The following is a 14,778-nucleotide window of genomic DNA, read 5'->3' as shown; positions in this document are numbered from 1 at the left end:
GTTGATGCGGTGTTACGTACTCTACCTGCCTTGTTGAACGCAAGACAGCGACGGGGTAGGGTCGATTGTTTGTAGTCTCACGCTGTCAGAGGTGCGTTCTTACAGTCAGAAGATACAGCGGCTGTTACTGACAGCGGTTGCCGAAGGGTCAAAACTATGGTATCTTGCTTCGTTGTTTCGGTGACGACGGCGATGCCTCTCCCGGATACGTCCGGAGAAGGGGAGCAGGCGGCGAGCCCTAACTCGCCGCCTGCGTTAGGTTATGGACGATGCACTTCCGAGTCAGCTCCCGGAACTGGCCGTGCCAGCTCCGGGAGCGGAGCTTCTCGCCGTCGTCTTCTTTCAACTGCGAGAAGCCCGTCTCACTCATCCAGCGTTGGTTGTAATCCTCGGTCATTCGGGCGTTGTGGGCCTTCTGCAACGGTGTTTGTTCCCTGTGCTTGATCAGTGGTCGCGTTGAGTTCGAGCGACACTCCTCACGGAGTTCGCCCCACGAGTAGTTCGCGTCAGCAGACAATACACGCAGGTCTTCCGCGTTCCGGCGGAAGACCTGCATCCCGATGTGGCCGTCCCACGCCTTCTGTGTCGTGAAATGAACGTCTTTGATCGCTAGCGAGTTCACGTCGATCAAGATGGTTGTCTTCATCGACTGGAACGAGTAGTTCGCACGGTCACGGTAGTGATAGCTGGTCTGATCACGCTGGAAGCCACTTGCATCGATTGCGGCTTCACCACTCCAGCCCGCCTGCTCCGCCGAAGCGCGGAGCAGGCGGCGGAGTTCACGCATCCGATACTCGTCTTCCCACCGGCAGAACGAACTGTAGTGTGGTGCCTCGTTGAGATCAAATACGGCGAGGATACCGGGCATCTCGTTGAGGTAGTCTTCAGTCTCACGAAGACTCTTCTCCAACTCAACGCGGAACAAAATCAACGCAATCTGTGTCCACTTGGCGTACCCGTCCGCGCCGTTCGGCGCGGCGGGTACGTCAGGGTCATCTACGTGCTGTTTGGCAAGATCTCGACACATCCGAGCGAGCCGTCTGAGCGATCCCATATCGCCAGACGGCGTCCAATTCCCGGTTAGCTTGACGGTATTTTCCTGTGAGAGCGTCTGAAACTACAGTCAGCTAGCGGCAAAACAAGGCAAGGAGAGACCTTGTTTAGTGAATCCGACGTTGGTTAGCGCGCAGTCTTCTCACTCGATACACTCGGTTTCACGGGACAGAATCGTGCAGCACGACAAGACGCGCCATCCATTCAGTTTGTTTCGCCCCTAGCACCCTGAATCAGCAACGCACTCGGCTGACCACTGCGGACTCTCTCAGTAGCAGTCACTGTGCTCACAGCGAGTCGAGCGAGCCGATTCAGACGCCAAACCAGCGCAGGAGGATGCCGAAGAGGGTGACTGCCCCTCCAAGAATGAACGTTCCCGGGAAGGGGATCGCAAACAGTACGATCCCGAGGATTATGACGCCGGTGGAAGTTCGCATCGTGGCAGTTTCGAGAGTGAACCGTTTGTATCTGGTGCTCCGGGGAAGCATACCTTAGGTGAACGACCTGCCACGAGCGAGCGGACCAAGGGACCCTCGAGGCGGGTGTTCGACCCGCTGAGGGGGTGACCAGTGGTTTTGGTCCAGCTTTTGCCGAGGGCCGGCTCTGCCGGCCCGCAGCGTAAAAGCTGGGTACGCAAACTGGAGATCGCGGCTGATTCGGCTGTGAGATCGTGAAATGACTTCCTCACGAGAGATCAGTTCTACCTCGCCCGTACGAAGGTCGTGCTTACCCGCCGCGATCTGTTTCCATCCCTCGCGCGAGAATGCCGGATGTTGCACGGCATCTCGGGCCGCGTATCGAGGGAACTCACTCCGGGAGTTGAACCCTCTTCTTGCCACGTTGCGTCGATGTCTTCGAGGAACGCTTTGCTGAGACGGAGATCGATCTGGACCATCTCGGGACCATCGTCGCTATCTGCTGCATCCGTACCTGAATATACAGATGCTTTGCGTACGTATATAGAAGATCCTGGCGCTGTGAAACGCCGCTGACGCGGCTGCGACCGTTTCGGGGAGACGAAAATACTGGAACCTCTCGGGCAATTTCACAGTGCGGAGAACGACCGAAGCGAGGGATTCTTCACGCCTGCGAGCCGAATTCGACTCGGTGGCGATGACGAGGGTTACCCCCACTCAGCCCCTTGTGATGACGCCTTCTCACCGAGCCACCGTTTGTTACTGACCACGGACACGAAAAGAGCGGTTGCGTCGCCGCGCTCAACTCACGAACTTCAGCAGATCGTCGCGCTTCTGCTCGTGGAACTTCGCCTGGAGCGCCTCGTTCAGCGCCTCGATATCTCCCTTCTTCGCGCTGATCGGCGCGATCGTCTCGCGCCACTGTTGCCACGGCGGGTGGAGACCCAGCCGATCACACAGCGCGTCCAGCCGCTCGTCGCGGTCGTCGACTTTGTCCATCTTGTTGACGGCCACGATAGTCGGGACGTCAAGTTCCCACAGGAAGTGAAACAGTTCGACGTCGTGGGGGATCTCCTCGGGCCCGGAGTGTCGGTCGATGATGTCGATGACGCTCTTGCCGTCGACGACGAGCACTCCCGCGAGGATCTCCGGCGCGTTCGACTCGATGTACCGCACCACGTCGGTTTTGATCTGCTCGCGCCGGCCCTCCTCGACGCCGGACATAAAGCCGAATCCGGGGAGATCTGTGAACATAAAGCTCTCCGGGGCCCAATCGAAGTGGTTCGGCGACTGGGTCACGCCGGGCTTCCCGCCGGTCGTGAACTTCGAGTGGCCGGTCAGCTCCCGCATCACGGTCGATTTTCCCACGTTCGACCGGCCGACGAGGACCACCTCCTCGCGGTCCGGGCGATCTTCGAACATACCAAATAAAGGCCGTTGCCGCGGTTAACGCTGACGTTCGTGGGAGGGGGATACGATGTGCAATCGGATGGGCGATCAGTCGCAGACGTTACGGTATTTTGACCGCAGCGCGCCCATCGGTTGGGACGTACCGGATGCTCGAAACTCACCGTCAGGCACGTCAGTTGTCTTTCCAACGGAGGGCTGGCCGAGTCAGGTCCGGGACAACCTGTAGTCCACTACCGACGGTGACGTACCAGACGACGAGGAGTCCAGTTGCGAGGACTGCACCGACAAGCCGGACGATGACCGCCTCAAGCGGGAGTGCAAGTGACCCTTGGACGGTCGTACTGCTCGTTATCCGGAGGACGCTTGCCGGCTGGGCATTCGTCCCGGCGAGTACCCCGAGGAAGTTGAAACCGAAGTGGATACCGATCGGAACCGAGAGATCACCACTCAGCACGTATCCGAGGCCGAGCAGGATGGACAGCGCACCCATCATGGCCCCGACGATCTCGCCTTTGCCAGCAGTATGCGTCGCGTAAAACACGCCCGAGGCTGCGAGTACGCCGATGCCGGCAGCCAGCCACCGTGGAACTCGTCGAACGCTCTCGAAGCCCTCGACGACATTGGTAATGAGGTATCCCCGGACGAACAGCTCCTCCGGGACGACGAAGATCAATTGGAATATCGCACCGCCGATCGCGAGTAGTATCCAGACGAGTATATGCGAAGGCCTCACGAAGCCGATGAACTCGTAATAGCCCGTTGTGAGTCCGACACCGACTGCAAAGAGGGTGATCCCGGCACCGAGTGCAGTCCCACCAACGAGCCCGCGCCACCAGTTCTGATCGAGTTGCAACCCCAAATCGGTGAGTCGTCTCCGGTCGATCAGGAGCGCAGCGACCACGACTGCGAGGGTGAGCCCGACTGCGTTCGGTAGCTGTCGACCGATCATATTCACGGTCCGGACGAGCGGACCGCCGCCCGACAGGAGCGTCGGCCGGAACTGATTTCCCGCCCCCGCCAGCGCGAGGAACAAGACGAACCCAGCGAGGAGGCGGATAGGGAACCGCAGCCGTCGGTCGACTTCGGTCCAGACGAGGCGGAAGGGGCGCCGCAACCGCCGATTTTCGTCACGAAGGACTGTTTGGATGGAGGGCATCTGCACGGAGAGAGACACGAGGCCAGGTCAATAAATTCCTGTCCTGTCGGGCTGCTCTCCGTTTCTCTCCTGGTGGCTGCACCTCCGTAGATATCCTCTCGGTACTGTGTTGAGCACTCTCCAGTCCGAAATCGGAGGTGTGCCAGCCGTGCTAGGACACGCTCCTCAAATGAGTCCCTCTTCCCGCGCCAGCAACACGCCTTCGAGCGTCGCGTCGTTCATCTGCTCCGCGCGGGCGACGTCGAGTGCCTCCTCGGTCGGCACGGAGTGGACCGAGAGGAACTCGTTGTCGTCGAGGTCGGGGTCAACCGGCGTGAGATCGGTCACGAAGACGATCCCCCGGCGATGTCTGAGGACCCCGGTCGCGACCCAGAAATCTTCGAGCAACGCGGTACTCTCGGCCGCGAAACCGGTCTCCTCGCGGAGTTCGCGCTCGCCGGCCGCCGTGAACGACTCCCCCTCCTCGACGATTCCCGCCGGGAGTTCCAGTTGCGTCTCGCGGATCGTCGGGCGGTACTGCTCGACGAACACGAGCGAGTCGTCCGCGCGGGCGACGACCACGACTGCGCTTGCGAGTTTCGCCCAGTAGTAGCGCTTCGTCGTCCCGTTAGGCTGTTCGACGAGGTCGTAGCCGCCCGTGAACCAGCCCGTCTCGTACTCGATTTCGGTCTCCCGGACCGGCCATTCCGGGTCCGGCAGGGGATGATAGCTGCGTCCGTCGTCAGTCATCGAGCGGTACTCCGTGACGGCAGGGTTTAAGATGGGTGGCCGACGCCGACTGTCGCCAAATCGGCCTACGCCCCGGACAGGTCGTCCGTCTCGTCGTCGCTCCTGTCGCCGAACCTGTCCTGCTCGTCGTCCCCACTGCCGAACTCGCCCTGCTCGATTGCGCCGGAAGAGTCGTCGGCTCCGTCCGTCCCAGACTCGAACCGGGGCCGGTAGAGGCGACCGAACGCCTGCCTGCGGAGCGTGCCGACGGCGGCTTTGCGTTCGTTCTGAAAGCTCGCGGCGACGGCCGCCTCGGCGAACGGCGCGGCGTGCCAGGCGATGCGGTCGACGTCGGGGCTGCCGAGCGTCGTGACGTCGTAATCGGGATGCTCGTCGGCCCACGCTTCGAACTCCGCGCGAGAGCCGACCGTGACGGCCAGCCGATCGGCGAACACGACGTTGCGGGCGCGTTCGACGACCTCGCTCGTCACGCGCTCGCGGTACTCCTCGCGGTCGAACTCCATCGCCTTCGCCGCCTCGCGGACGACCTGCTGGGCGGTCGGACCGGCGGCCTCGAACACCTCGCGGGCCTCGTCGAGCGATTCGGGCGACAGCGTTCCCTCCGTTTCCATACTGAGGCCTCGTCGACGCGCGCACAAACGCTTTCGGTCTCCTCATTATGAGTACTCTCGTCTCTTCCCGCCGGGCGCCGCTCACGGGGATGGCGCTCGGCGGTACACAGTGAGAGTAATCAGTATCACATAGGGTCGGCGTCGTCGCCCTCGTCGCTTCCGGTGTCGGAACCACCAGTATCGCCCTCGTCGTCATCGGAACCGTCCGCATCCCCGTCGTTGAGCATTTCGGCGGTCAGCTCCCGCGCCTCCGCGAGCACCTCGCGCGTCTCGTCGTCGAGCGAGCCCGCACCCGCGGCATCGGCTGCCGCGGGATCGATCCCGCCCGCCGGCCCGTGATCGTGGTCGTGTCCGTGTCCCCCAGCAGTATCCTCGAACACCTGTTCGTAATCCGCCTCCGGGGCGAGGCGTGCCACCTCCGGGGCGAGTTCGCTCTCGCCGAACTCGGACCACCCCGGAACGTGCTCGTCGAGCCACGCCTCGTGGTCGTCGTTGTGGACCATCGCGGTGAACGCGAGGTGATTCGCGAGGTGGTTTGCGTCCTGCTGCGGAGTCTCACAGACGGGACAGGCGTAGCCCATACCCGCGCGTACGTCGGCGGCGTACAAGGGCGTGGTGTTGTCTTCCAGGACTACTCCGTTGTCGACGCGTCAGCCTGCCACGTTCCGAGGTCGACGACGAGTAGCAGCGCGTCCTCGCCGTCGGTGTAGTACCGGGGAATACGGCGGGTGGGCTCGAACCCCTCGTCGCGATAGAGGGAGCGTGCGGCCTCGTTGCCCTCGCGGACTTCGAGTTTCACGACCGCCGCGCCCACGACCACGAGGCGGGACAACGCCGTCCTGAGTAGCCGCCGACCGAGACCCGAACCGCGCGCGTCCGGGCGGACGGCGAGATCCTTGATGTGGCCGATGTCGTGGCCGTGGTTCGGCATCACGTCCCCGACGACGTAGCCGAGAACCGCTCCGTCGTCTGCGACCGCAACGAAAAACGCCGGGGCGTCCAGGAGCGACTCGAAGGCGGCGTACGGCCACGGATCCGAGAAGGAAGCCCGCTCGATGCGGAGGATGTCGAGGAGGTCAGCGCGGTCGGCCGGACGAACCGTGATATCCGCTGGAACGGGGGTCGCCGTCGCCGCGTCGGCGTCGTCCCCGAGTGTCCGCGCTCCCTTGTCGCCGTCCGGATCGTTCACAATGTGGGATTCGGCGGAGAGCGGCAAAAATCCGCTGGCTCGTGGCGCCCCAGATCACGGTGGAGGTGCGCGACGAAAACGGCGACACCGTCCGCCAGTTCATCCGGCGTGCGGATCTGATTCCGGGCAGAGGGGGCATCCCGACTGTCCGAAGTCCGGGGTGATTGGGCACTACGGCCGCGGTGCAGATGATCACTTCTCGCAGACCGGGACCGACGCGCTGCCGGAACGGTTGGACCCGGAGCAGCGCCACGGTCCATCCGGGCGCTCGTCCCGGAGCAGCGCCACGGTCCACCCGGGCGCTCGTCAGCCCGATCGGTACCGATCGAGCGTCGTTTCCGCCCGTTCGGCGCAGTCGAGCGCTTCCCGAAGCTCGCTGTCCCGCAGTTCCGCTTTCACCCGCTCGTAGCGCTCCCAGGAACTCGCAAGTAGCGGGTCGAGATCGAAGCCGCCGAGGACGACGAGGGCGTCGAGCCCCGTCGCGTCGGGGTCTGCCAGCAGTTTCGTCGTGCCGGCGGTGTTCCGGAGGCCACGCTCGGCTTCCCACGTGGCGAAGGCCTCCTGCACACGCCCGCTGGTCACGTCGCCGGCTTCGACCCGCGCCCTCGGGGCCCGAACGACCGCAAAGGCGGCGCCGGCCGTAGTCGGATCCAGCGGCACGAACGCGTTCTCGACGGCGCGGTCGATGACGTGCGACACGTCCAAGCCCACCGGTTTCCCGAGGGCGGTGCCGACAGTGGCGTGAGCGATGCCGCGCTGCTGTGGCACGTCCGCGAACTCGCTGCCGGTGACGACGTGACCGCCCCCCTGTCCCGCGCCGACGAACAGTTCCAGCGCCGCGACGAGCAGGTCGTTGATCCGCGCCAGCTCGTCCGCGGAGTGGTCAGAATCGTCCGCTTTCCCGTCGTTCGCGGAGTGGCCGGCGTCGCCCTCCTCGCCCGCCGCAGCGAGTTCTTGCAGCCGCGAGTTAGATGCCAGAAGCGTCATATCGGCGTTCGGCGCGCCATCGTCACGAGCCAGGAGTCGGGAGAGCCCGCAGATCGCGTTGAAATGCCGCGCTGAAGATTCGTGTTCGAACGGCCAGACACCGAGAGCGAAGTGGGTCAGCCCAGCGATCCAGGCGGGGGGAGAGTCCGTCACCGACACCCGAGATAACCGGTCGATAAGATACGGAACGGTCCCGTTGCCGGTCCCGCCGCCGAGTCCGAGCGGATACACGACAGAGTCGGCGCCGTCGAGCGCGATCGTGATCCCCTCCCGAAGCGTCTCGAAGTCGGAATCGGCCGCCCGCTTTCCGGCGGCGAAATCGGTACCGACGTCCGACCGCTGGCCGAACGTGACGAGGTGGTCCGCAGCAATCCGCGCTGCGTCGGCCGGAAGTTCCGACGCGACGCGATCCAGCACCCGCCGGAGACCCGCCTGATTCGTCGTGGCGAAGAGAAACCGGTCGTCGACGGCGACGCCGCCCGTCCGTTCGAGATACGTCGAGACGATCCTGGTGCCGGCCTCTCCGACACCGACGAACCCCCACTGCGGGTGTGCGCTCGGGTTCATCGGTCCGCTACTCCGCGCTCGGTACTTCGTGGCACACCAGCGACTGGGAGGGGGAATCATTTAGCTGTTCGTGGCCTGGGAAGAGCGGCCACCAACCCAGGTGGGCCGACCCATACCCTACTTCACAGTCACGTATGTGAGAAATGCGAGCGCGACGGTCTGAAGCGCCCGGAGCGCGGCTACCGCCTGCTGGACCGTTGGGTCGCCGACGTACAGCATCCCGGTGCTGAAGAAGAAGTAGATCGCGAGCGCGTTTTCGAGCAGCATCGCGGCGGCGAAGGCGGCCAGTCCCGCTGTCATCTCGGATCCGAACGTGCGGTAGTTCCGCACCCACACGCCCGTCAGCACTGCCAGGAGGACGACGTTCACCCCCGAGAGGACGGTCGCGACCAGAAGCCAGGGGCCCATCAGTCCCGCCATTCACATCGCCTCCAGGACGCGCTCGAACTCCTCGCGGTGGCTCTCGAACCGGTCGGTCAGAAAGTACAACTGCCCGTACGCGTCGCCGCTGGATTCGACGATGTCGTGTTCCTGTAACATATCGAGATGGTGCCTGACCGTGTTGTAGTCGACCTCTAACTGCTCTGCGAGCTGGTTGGCGTTGCGCGGCTGCTCGTCGATGGCCGCGATGATCCGTGCGCGGTTCTCGCCGCCGCGCGTGCCGACGAGCAGGTACCAGAGCGCCTTCTCCATCCGTGGGACCTCTCGTAGGCGAAACGTATCAGTGCGGGGGTCACCGTTCGACGGTTTTGCGTACCCATCCCGTCGCACCGCTCGGGTAGGGGTCGGACGCCTCTTCGGCCTGCATCGTGCCCTCCCCGTCGACCGCTCTGACGACGACATCGTGAGCACCGCTCGGCTCGAAGACGTAGCGCCACTGCCGCCAGACGTCGTCGCCGGGCAACGGCTCGGAGAGTTCAGCGTCGTTCCACGTGTTGCCGCCGTCCGTCGACACCTCGACGCGATCGATCCCGCGCGTCCCGGCGTAGGCGTGACCGCCGAGTTCGAGGCGGCCGTCCTCCAGTGCCGTCGTATCCCAGAGTTTGGCGACGGTGTTCACCGGCCCGGTGCCGTGCCAGCCGCGCTGTTCCCAGTACCCGTCCATCTCCTCGTCGAGCAACTCGATCCCGCTGAGCCACTTGACGTTCGTCTCGCCCCAGTGACCGGGGACGAGCACGCGCACGGGATGGCCGTGAGATTTCGGGAGCGGCTGGCCGTTCATCCCCCAGGCGAGGAACGCATCTTCCAACGCGTCGACCGGGAACTGGACGAAGTAGTCGTCCTCGGCTCTGAGCATCGCACAGCCGCACTCGCCGTTCGGGTCGGCCGCCTCCAGCAGCGGCTTCAGCGGCGTGCCGGTCCAGACCGCGTTGTCCAGCAGTTTGCCGTTCAGCGGCTCGCCGACGCACCGTAGCGTCACGTAGCGGTGTTCGGTCGGGCGGTCGGTGAGTTCGGCGAACGTGACTGTCACGTCGCTTTCGACTTCGCCGGTGAGCGTCATCGACCAGTCGTCGGACGGCACCTCTGGATCGAACTCGTTGATGTCGACGCCGTAGAAATCCTTGATGGGGCTGACAAGTCCCGGCAGGTCGTCACTGGCGAAATCGAGCGACTGCGATTCGGCCTGCTGGAGCCGCTGGGTGACTTCGGCGCTCGCGGTGGCACCGTCGATGCCGGCATCGGCTCCGTCGGTATCGCCGCCGTCTGTTCCGCCACCGAATCGGTCGACGCCGACCGAGAGGCCGACGAAGCCGAGCACGCCCAGCCCGGATCGGAGGACTCGCCGCCGGGTGGGACTGTGGTCAGGTGCCGACGAAACCGTGGTTCCGAGCCCGGTGACGACCGCAACGGGAACGGCTGCGCCGACCGCAAGCAGCGGCTCTCCCGTGATCAGTACAGTGACTCCCCAGCCGAGCACGCCAGCGAGTCCGGCGCCCAGGAAGGGACGGTCCAGCCGTGTTGCGATCTGTTGGCCGAGGAGCGACCCCCCGGCGAGCAAACCAGCGGCGATCACAACGGAGAGCCCGATGTGGAGGAGATGTGCCTCCTCGCCGACGTTCTGGATCATCCAGGCGACGATCACGCCCGGTGAGAGGCGAACGACCAGGGCGTCGATCGGCGCGACGACGAACTGACGGGTGTATCCGGCGACCGCGAACGAACCCGCGACGCCCGCGATTCCGGCCAGAACCGCGAAGGCGGCGTCGGGACGTGATGGCCAGCGCATACTGACGTAGAGGGGAGAGCCCTAAAACGCCTTTTTCAAGGTCCGACCAAACTCCGTTCAAATTTCCCCGGTGGGGGTCGCATCCCCCAGTGGAGCGGGGGGATCTCAGAGAATAGCCGCGAATATGACGGCGCCGTTCCAGACGGTGACGACGAATCCAAGCGCACACAGTCCGAGCGGGACACCGATGCGATGGGGATGCGGGACGGTCCGGTACGCGCCGTAGAACCCCCCGACGAGAGCGATCTTCGCCGCGGGCAGCAGCGCCAGCCCGAACGTGTTGACGAGACGAGCGGCGACCGGACCCGCCTCGACGATGGCGTGCATCCGGAGACCGACAAGCGTCGTCGCCGTATCACCGATCAGGAAAAACAGGATCGACCCTTGCCACCACAGCGGCGTCAGGTCGTCGAGCAGGTCGATCGAGGTGTCCGAATCTGTTTCTATCATTTATCGTTTTCCCGTCGAGTCGCATCCCCTGCCAACCGCCTCAGCCACCGTGTTTGGAGCACCGCAACGTCCCGAGAACCGGACTGGAACTGCTACACGTGGCGAATACGTGTCGTCAGAATGTGTTTTGCAGACTACGTGTTATGAATATTATGTCAGATTGTGAGTATATCTGGGCGTCACAGCTACACGAGCAGGTAAACACCCACATACGCGATGGCCCCGACGGTGAGCGTCGTCAGACCCGCCACGAACCCTGCATAGGCGGCGTCGACGGCGGACCCATCGGAATCGGCCGCACCGCTCCCTGTGGACCTCGGTCGACTCCGGACCGAATGACCGACCCAGAGGCCGACGGCGACTGCAAGCGGGACGATTGTGAATCCGAGGATGTGCGCATCGACGATCGTCGGCTGGGGGAAGACGAACACGGCCGCGGCGTACGCGACCCCCAGCGTGGCGCGACGGTCGATGGTCTCTCGAAGCCGGCCGAATCGGGAAGCCGACAGTCGCGAGAGGACGACGACGCCGAACCAGACACTCGCGAGTTCCACGAAGAGGACAGCCAGGATTTCGAGTACGGGATCGGCCGCGAGCGCGACGCGCTCGACGAGGATCGGCGGGCCGAGCGGGGACAGAAGCGGCGGTGGCGGCGCCAGGAAGACATCCCCGAAGGGATGCGTCAGAAAGCCGACGGCTGCGGCGACGGTCAGTGCGGTCGACGAAGCCGACGTTCGACGACCCACAAGCCATCCTGCAGTGCCGACGCAGGCGATAAACGCCGCCGCAACGACCGCCGACGCAGTCCCGACGGTGGTTCGGAAGGCTGGCAAGAGCACCGCGACCCCGGTGGCAGCGAAAACGACGGGAACGACAGCCTGCCCGGACGACCGGAGCGAGGGTCGGGTGTCGGCTGCGATCGAACCGTCCCCGGCCGCGAGCGCCGCGGCCGCACCGAACACCAGCGCGGCGACGACGCCGACGGGGAGTGGGTGAGTCACGATCCGGTGGACGGCATTGGCGACTCCCCAGAACGGTTCCCAACCGATGGGTGTCCCGCCCGCGACGGCGACAGCGTAGGTTGCGACTGCGTAGGCGATGTCGAGATCCGGCAACAGCGCCGCGAGCGCGGCAACAGCGCCGAGACGGAGCGCCGCCACGTCGTCGCAGCCGAGCCAACGCGCCGCTCCGCCGGCCAGCGCGAACGCGAGAAACTCGTGACCGACGAACATCGCTCACGTCGGGTCTGCTCGCGGCGGAAAATAGGTCTTCGGTTGGCGACTCACGGAAGCGGCGCGGATCGACACCTGGACTTTTGCGTTCGGACGCCGAACGGCTTCCCGTGAACGCGACCGAAATCGACCACGCGAAGCTTCTGATCCCCGACGACGGCATCGAGACCGCCTGCGCGTTCTACCGCGACGCGCTCGGGTTCGGGATCGAGGGGATGGAGCGGTACGAGTCGGGCGAGAAGCCGTTCTTTTCGGTTCGGCTCGCACCGGGAGCGGTGCTCCATTTAGAGCCCGATGAGTCCTTCGAGGAAGCCGGTGGCGGCTACGACCACATCGCGGTCCGCGTCGACGACACGATCGACGGGATCGAAGCGACGCTCGAGGACGCGGGCGTCGAGATCGAGCGACACCTGACGTCACCTGTGGGTGCGACGGGCGTCGCGCCGGCCGTGTACGTCGTCGACCCGTTCGGTTACCGGATCGAACTGAAGGCCGAACGCGAGTAAGCGGTGAGGCCGCGGCCCGAACAGAACCAGAGCGGGGCGCTCACGGACCCGATAGACGCGACACCGAACGGTTTTTCTCGCCGCTCCTGTTTGCAACACGCAGTCGATGGCTCCTAAGGTCCCCTCCGTCGGCGGCGTCCCGCTCTCCGGAGCACGGGCGGGTGTCGCACTCGTCGTCGTCGGTGTCGTTCTCTTTACCGCTTCGCTCGTCGTCGGTGCCGCGCTCGCACCGAACGTCGGTGCCGCCGACGACGGCGAGACGCGGCAGACGCTCGTCGGATCCCACGGCGGCGGCCCCGGCCTCCACGAGAAGGGCTCTGTGTACCTCCTCGACGGCCGGGAGACCGCTTGGCGGGCGGGCGACACTGACAGCTACTTCGACGTCACGATGCTGGACAACGGCAGCGTGATGGCCGGGTTTATGCAGGGCGGCTACGAGGACTGCGGGCCGTACGAATCGCCGTGCACCCACACCGGCTTCCGGATCATCGATCCGAACGCCGACTCCGACGCCGACCCCGAAATCGAATACGAGTACTCGTTCCCAGTCCGGACCGAGAAGAACAGCGAGGTCCACGACGTGGAACTGCTCGACTCCGGGGAGTTTCTGGTGACCGATATGGAACACGAGCGGATCTTCACCGTCGAGGACGGCGAGATCACCTGGCAGTGGAACGCCAGTTCGTACTACGACGCCCCCGAGGACCCGACCCGGACCGACTGGCTCCACATCAACGACGTCGACGTCATCGGGGAGGATCGCTATCTGGTCTCCGTTCGCAACGCCAACCAGCTCGTGATCGTCGAGCGCGGCGAGGGCGTCGTCGAGGTGATAAACGAGGGCGACGGGACGGCGGCGGGCAGTCCGACACCCCGCGGTGATCCGACGCTGCTCCGGCAGCAGCACAACCCCCAGTGGCTCGGTGACGGGCGTGTGCTGGTCGCCGATAGCCACAACGATCGGATCGTCGAACTCCAGCGGACCGACGGCGGCGAGTGGGAGGTCGCCTGGGAGATCTACGCCGCCGAGGGTGTCACGTTCAACTGGCCGCGCGACGCCGATCGGCTGCCCAATGGCAACACTCTGATCACGGATTCGCTGAACAAGCGGCTCGTGGAAGTCAACCGCTCCGGCGCGACCGTCTGGAGTTACGGGACGCCAGAGGTGCCCTACGAGGCAGAGCGACTGCCGGCCGGCGAGACAGTCGGCGGCGTCTCGTACGCTGAGGACGGGGACGGCGAGGCGACGACGATCGGAGAGGGTCGCGACATTCCCGTGCTGTCGTTCCTTCTGGTCATCGTCCAGACCGGCGTACAGACACCCTTCTGGTTCACCGAGGTGCACGTCGCCGTCACGCTCGTATCCCTGGTCTGTGTGCTCGTGGGGCTGGGGCTCGTCGTCCGCGAGCGCTTCCGGCGGAGATAGCCACGGCTGGGAACTCCCGGGACGTCGAAACACCGCTTTGTGAGTGGCTCAAACGCGGATACTGGGCAAACAGTCGGCACAGGTCTGGAGCGACTTCTCCGTATCCCGCGTCGGTGTGCCGAACAATCGCTGCTCGACGCGGGGTCGATCCTACGTCACACCGGCGCTGGCCCCGACATCATATATAAACCTCAGCCGGCTATGGGGAGATATGACAGACGACGGGGACGCGGACCTGACGTGGCAGACGACCGACAGCGAGATCGACTACACTTGCCCGGGATTCGACGTACGCCGCGACGAGGTCGTGCTGCCCGACGGCACCGAGACGGACTTCCACTACGTCGAGGAACCGCCCGCGGTGGTGGTCCTCCCCTTTACCCCCGACGGCGACGTCGTCCTGATCGACGAGTGGCGGCAGGCTGTCGGCCGTGTCAACCACGCGCTGCCGGCCGGCAGCACCGAACCCGACGACGACGACCTCGCTGCCGTCGCCGCCCGCGAACTCGCCGAGGAGACCGGCTACGAGGCCGACTCGTTTTCGCCCCTGTTCACGGTCGAGCCGAGCAACGGCCTGCTGAACAGCGTTCACCACTACGTGCTGGCCCGCGGGTGTGAACCGACCGCCGAGCAGGACCTTGATTTCAACGAGAGCATCCGCGTCGCCGTCACCGACTACGACGACCTCCTGAGAGCCGTTCTCGACGGCGATGTCCGCGACGGCCGCACCGTCGTCGGCGTGACACGGTACGAACTCGCCGACCGCTGGCAGCGACCGGGCGCTCGGACGGGAGCGGGAGACGAAGGACTTTGACGCCC

At 64.8% G+C, this 14,778-nt stretch carries 17 protein-coding genes and 1 pseudogene; 3 read left to right on the top strand and 15 right to left on the bottom strand.

Annotated elements, in window-relative coordinates; genetic code table 11:
• Window positions 1-238: 238 nt before the first annotated feature.
• The 15 genes and pseudogenes from RJT37_RS05215 to RJT37_RS05150 all read right to left on the bottom strand — a co-directional run bounded on the left by RJT37_RS05215 (window position 239) and on the right by RJT37_RS05150 (window position 12,027).
• Window positions 239-1,054 carry an IS5 family transposase gene (locus RJT37_RS05215; protein WP_313684617.1) on the bottom strand — a complete coding sequence of 272 codons (816 nt, stop codon included), beginning with the start codon at window positions 1,052-1,054 and terminating at the stop codon, window positions 239-241.
• Window positions 1,055-1,364: 310 nt separating this feature from the next.
• On the bottom strand, window positions 1,365-1,490 hold the full coding sequence (locus tag RJT37_RS05210) for a hypothetical protein (protein WP_313688375.1): 126 nt from the start codon (window positions 1,488-1,490) through the stop codon (window positions 1,365-1,367).
• A 240-nt stretch (window positions 1,491-1,730) separates the two neighbouring features.
• Window positions 1,731-1,948 (bottom strand): annotated as a pseudogene (locus tag RJT37_RS20495) (ribbon-helix-helix domain-containing protein); the annotation flags it as partial.
• A 322-nt stretch (window positions 1,949-2,270) separates the two neighbouring features.
• Entirely contained in the window at window positions 2,271-2,891 is a 621-nt protein-coding gene (gene engB / locus RJT37_RS05205; RefSeq protein WP_313688373.1) for a GTP-binding protein EngB, read from the bottom strand.
• 160 nt (window positions 2,892-3,051) lie between these two features.
• Window positions 3,052-4,035 carry a CPBP family intramembrane glutamic endopeptidase gene (locus RJT37_RS05200; protein WP_313688371.1) on the bottom strand — a complete coding sequence of 328 codons (984 nt, stop codon included), beginning with the start codon at window positions 4,033-4,035 and terminating at the stop codon, window positions 3,052-3,054.
• A 165-nt stretch (window positions 4,036-4,200) separates the two neighbouring features.
• Window positions 4,201-4,764 carry an NUDIX hydrolase gene (locus RJT37_RS05195; protein ID WP_313688369.1) on the bottom strand — a complete coding sequence of 188 codons (564 nt, stop codon included), beginning with the start codon at window positions 4,762-4,764 and terminating at the stop codon, window positions 4,201-4,203.
• Window positions 4,765-4,829: 65 nt separating this feature from the next.
• Window positions 4,830-5,375 carry a DUF5809 family protein gene (locus tag RJT37_RS05190; protein ID WP_313688367.1) on the bottom strand — a complete coding sequence of 182 codons (546 nt, stop codon included), beginning with the start codon at window positions 5,373-5,375 and terminating at the stop codon, window positions 4,830-4,832.
• Window positions 5,376-5,500: 125 nt separating this feature from the next.
• A complete protein-coding gene (locus RJT37_RS05185) occupies window positions 5,501-5,956 on the bottom strand; it encodes a DUF5810 domain-containing protein (RefSeq protein WP_313688365.1) in 456 nt (151 codons plus the stop codon).
• A 50-nt stretch (window positions 5,957-6,006) separates the two neighbouring features.
• Window positions 6,007-6,480 (bottom strand): ribosomal protein S18-alanine N-acetyltransferase, encoded by a 474-nt coding sequence (gene rimI / locus RJT37_RS05180; RefSeq protein ID WP_313689869.1) that lies wholly within the window; start codon window positions 6,478-6,480, stop codon window positions 6,007-6,009.
• Between the two features lie 390 nt (window positions 6,481-6,870).
• Window positions 6,871-8,118, bottom strand: a complete 1,248-nt coding sequence (locus RJT37_RS05175; protein ID WP_313688363.1) for an FtsZ/tubulin family protein — start codon at window positions 8,116-8,118, stop codon at window positions 6,871-6,873.
• Window positions 8,119-8,235: 117 nt separating this feature from the next.
• Window positions 8,236-8,538, bottom strand: a complete 303-nt coding sequence (locus RJT37_RS05170; RefSeq protein WP_313688361.1) for a DUF8036 family membrane protein — start codon at window positions 8,536-8,538, stop codon at window positions 8,236-8,238.
• Window positions 8,539-8,811 carry an ArsR/SmtB family transcription factor gene (locus RJT37_RS05165; RefSeq protein ID WP_313688360.1) on the bottom strand — a complete coding sequence of 91 codons (273 nt, stop codon included), beginning with the start codon at window positions 8,809-8,811 and terminating at the stop codon, window positions 8,539-8,541. It lies immediately after the preceding gene.
• 40 nt (window positions 8,812-8,851) lie between these two features.
• Window positions 8,852-10,345, bottom strand: coding sequence for a molybdopterin-dependent oxidoreductase (locus RJT37_RS05160; protein WP_313688358.1), 1,494 nt, complete (start codon window positions 10,343-10,345; stop codon window positions 8,852-8,854).
• Window positions 10,346-10,450: 105 nt separating this feature from the next.
• Window positions 10,451-10,795 (bottom strand): DUF5658 family protein, encoded by a 345-nt coding sequence (locus RJT37_RS05155; protein ID WP_313688356.1) that lies wholly within the window; start codon window positions 10,793-10,795, stop codon window positions 10,451-10,453.
• 185 nt (window positions 10,796-10,980) lie between these two features.
• A complete protein-coding gene (locus tag RJT37_RS05150; protein ID WP_313688354.1) occupies window positions 10,981-12,027 on the bottom strand; it encodes a metal-dependent hydrolase in 1,047 nt (348 codons plus the stop codon).
• Between the two features lie 110 nt (window positions 12,028-12,137).
• Here RJT37_RS05150 and RJT37_RS05145 point away from each other — a divergent pair, with 110 nt between their 5' ends.
• The 3 genes from RJT37_RS05145 (at window position 12,138) to RJT37_RS05135 (ending at window position 14,773) form a co-directional block, all read left to right on the top strand.
• On the top strand, window positions 12,138-12,533 hold the full coding sequence (locus RJT37_RS05145) for a VOC family protein (RefSeq protein ID WP_313688352.1): 396 nt from the start codon (window positions 12,138-12,140) through the stop codon (window positions 12,531-12,533).
• A gap of 106 nt (window positions 12,534-12,639) precedes the next feature.
• A complete protein-coding gene (locus tag RJT37_RS05140) occupies window positions 12,640-13,959 on the top strand; it encodes a hypothetical protein (protein WP_313688351.1) in 1,320 nt (439 codons plus the stop codon).
• Between the two features lie 211 nt (window positions 13,960-14,170).
• Window positions 14,171-14,773, top strand: a complete 603-nt coding sequence (locus RJT37_RS05135) for an NUDIX hydrolase (protein WP_313688349.1) — start codon at window positions 14,171-14,173, stop codon at window positions 14,771-14,773.
• Window positions 14,774-14,778 lie beyond the last annotated feature (5 nt).

Source organism: Halobellus marinus (assembly GCF_032113415.1).
Lineage (GTDB): Archaea > Halobacteriota > Halobacteria > Halobacteriales > Haloferacaceae > Haloquadratum > Haloquadratum marinus.
This window is presented reverse-complemented; position numbering and strand designations above follow the sequence as displayed.

Excerpts from the sequence above, each read along its gene's own strand:
- RJT37_RS05195 (WP_313688369.1), bottom strand. The coding sequence starts at position 4,764 with ATGACTGACGACGGACGCAGCTATCATCCCCTGCCGGACCCGGAATGG.
- engB (WP_313688373.1), bottom strand. The coding sequence starts at position 2,891 with ATGTTCGAAGATCGCCCGGACCGCGAGGAGGTGGTCCTCGTCGGCCGG.
- RJT37_RS05190 (WP_313688367.1), bottom strand. The coding sequence starts at position 5,375 with ATGGAAACGGAGGGAACGCTGTCGCCCGAATCGCTCGACGAGGCCCGC.
- RJT37_RS05160 (WP_313688358.1), bottom strand. The coding sequence starts at position 10,345 with ATGCGCTGGCCATCACGTCCCGACGCCGCCTTCGCGGTTCTGGCCGGA.
- RJT37_RS05185 (WP_313688365.1), bottom strand. The coding sequence starts at position 5,956 with ATGGGCTACGCCTGTCCCGTCTGTGAGACTCCGCAGCAGGACGCAAAC.
- RJT37_RS05215 (WP_313684617.1), bottom strand. The coding sequence starts at position 1,054 with ATGGGATCGCTCAGACGGCTCGCTCGGATGTGTCGAGATCTTGCCAAA.
- RJT37_RS05210 (WP_313688375.1), bottom strand. The coding sequence starts at position 1,490 with ATGCGAACTTCCACCGGCGTCATAATCCTCGGGATCGTACTGTTTGCG.
- RJT37_RS05140 (WP_313688351.1), top strand. The coding sequence starts at position 12,640 with ATGGCTCCTAAGGTCCCCTCCGTCGGCGGCGTCCCGCTCTCCGGAGCA.
- RJT37_RS05155 (WP_313688356.1), bottom strand. The coding sequence starts at position 10,795 with ATGATAGAAACAGATTCGGACACCTCGATCGACCTGCTCGACGACCTG.
- RJT37_RS05135 (WP_313688349.1), top strand. The coding sequence starts at position 14,171 with ATGACAGACGACGGGGACGCGGACCTGACGTGGCAGACGACCGACAGC.
- RJT37_RS05165 (WP_313688360.1), bottom strand. The coding sequence starts at position 8,811 with ATGGAGAAGGCGCTCTGGTACCTGCTCGTCGGCACGCGCGGCGGCGAG.
- RJT37_RS05150 (WP_313688354.1), bottom strand. The coding sequence starts at position 12,027 with ATGTTCGTCGGTCACGAGTTTCTCGCGTTCGCGCTGGCCGGCGGAGCG.
- RJT37_RS05200 (WP_313688371.1), bottom strand. The coding sequence starts at position 4,035 with ATGCCCTCCATCCAAACAGTCCTTCGTGACGAAAATCGGCGGTTGCGG.
- RJT37_RS05170 (WP_313688361.1), bottom strand. The coding sequence starts at position 8,538 with ATGGCGGGACTGATGGGCCCCTGGCTTCTGGTCGCGACCGTCCTCTCG.
- RJT37_RS05175 (WP_313688363.1), bottom strand. The coding sequence starts at position 8,118 with ATGAACCCGAGCGCACACCCGCAGTGGGGGTTCGTCGGTGTCGGAGAG.